The organism is Rhizobium sp. PDO1-076 (assembly GCF_000247475.1).
GTDB lineage: Bacteria > Pseudomonadota > Alphaproteobacteria > Rhizobiales > Rhizobiaceae > Allorhizobium.
Genome location: NZ_AHZC01000258.1, coordinates 1 through 1638, shown reverse-complemented (window position 1 = coordinate 1638; position 1638 = coordinate 1). Strand labels below are relative to the sequence as shown.

1 protein-coding gene is annotated in these 1638 nt (G+C 49.0%); it reads left to right on the top strand.

The genetic code is table 11. The annotated features are described in order from the left end of the window. The first annotated feature begins 790 nt into the window (after positions 1 to 790). The gene (locus PDO_RS26745) at positions 791 to 1633 is read left to right on the top strand and encodes a M15 family metallopeptidase domain-containing protein (protein ID WP_210161519.1); all 843 of its coding nucleotides are present in this window, start codon (positions 791 to 793) and stop codon (positions 1631 to 1633) included. Positions 1634 to 1638 lie beyond the last annotated feature (5 nt).

Here is a 1638-nt window from a genome sequence, read left to right as displayed (position 1 = left end):
TTCGAGTCACTGGGTCTCCCTCGTCTCCATGTCTCTGCCCAAGCGTAATCTGATCGAACCGCCGTGGTACGGACCCGTATGCCCGGTGGTGTGGGAGGGGCGGCGTCGCGAGGCGTCCCCCTATCCCGATCAATCACAACTGGCTGATTTCACTCAATTCTTTTTCGGTCAGGCTCTTACACCGACCTGTATCAATTGGCACAATCCAAAGCATTGGCGACAGGTAGACTGTCAGTCGTAGAAAGTTCGGTTGGCTCTGCGTCATACATATCTCGGCGGCAGGAACAGCATCAATAGAGGCCGATCGTGGTCATCTCATAACCCACGGGAGCGAAGTGGTGACGTGTTTTGAGTGACAAATGAAATGCAGGATTCTCATCTGACGGGTGAAAGGAACAGAAAGTGGCTGATAGAGCCCAGTAGCGGGATGGAGCCGATGCGGCACGCATCTCCGTGTTGCGCAAAATTCTCAAACAGCTAGGCGAGCTGGACATTTTTTGGTGACGTTTGTTGATATTGCAGCCACAGAGGCAGGAGGCGGCGTGTGGGTCAGGAAGATCTTTAACAGATCTGTCAAACTTCAATGGTTCGTTCGCAAAGCTAGCATGTTTCATAAGGGGGTGTCTTTTTGGCCTCGTCAGGCGAACGAGCGATGAGCAAGTCAAAATCGTCTATTGATTCATATGTAGTTATTCGAGAATGCGGTTGATATAGTTTTTATGTAGATAGAAATTTAAGGCATGCACAAAACACATAATAATCGTGTATTGAGTTTGCATATGATGTACAATTGACAACGTCAAGGGTTAAAATGCATAAATACATAGTTGAAAATCTCGTTCCGATGAATGTATTCTGTAATGAATTTCCGATCATCGTAGATATGGTCTACTCTAATCCAAGCCACCCAAGTAATAATTTCAAAGGATTGTATTCAAGTGAGTCCCTGGTATTGTGGGCTGATAGAGAGCTAGCTGCGGTGATATTGGTCGCCGCTATCCTAGCAAACCGATTGTACGGTTGGCGAATTAAGTTGAATGACTGCCTCCGAACTGTGGAAGCGCAGCAGCAAATGGCTCAATACGGGTATCAACCTGCCTTGGTCTCGACGCCAGGCGGCGGGGCGCATCCACGCGCCATGGCCGTTGATGTGGAAGCGCTTGATTCGTCGGGCAGCACCGTCGACATGGGAACAGCATTCGACTATTTCGCGACAGATCCCGCCTTTGATAACCCAGCTGCTCGCGCCTACACTAGAGGGTGGAGAGGGGAAGAAGCGTTGGATTCCGAAATTTGGCTGAACAGACAGAAACTTGAGTACATTATGCGCCGCGCCGCTATCCTTTGCGGTCATACCATTTATCCGCTTGCTGAAGAATGGTGGGACTTTCGAATGTTGCCAGAGCTCTGGGAGGGGATTGCGGCGATCTGCGAAAATGATTTGCACCCCTACCAACGGCTCCGAGTGATCGATGCGGATGCGAAAGAAGTCGTTAAAAAAATCATGGACACTGGTTGTAGATCTTTAGCGAACTCAGCGCTTCCTGCTTCCGTCTTCGAGGCCATAAAGTATGCACTGAACAAATTTTCTTCGGTAAATTGTTTCCACAGGCGCAGTGTCTGTCGTGAATGATTTGA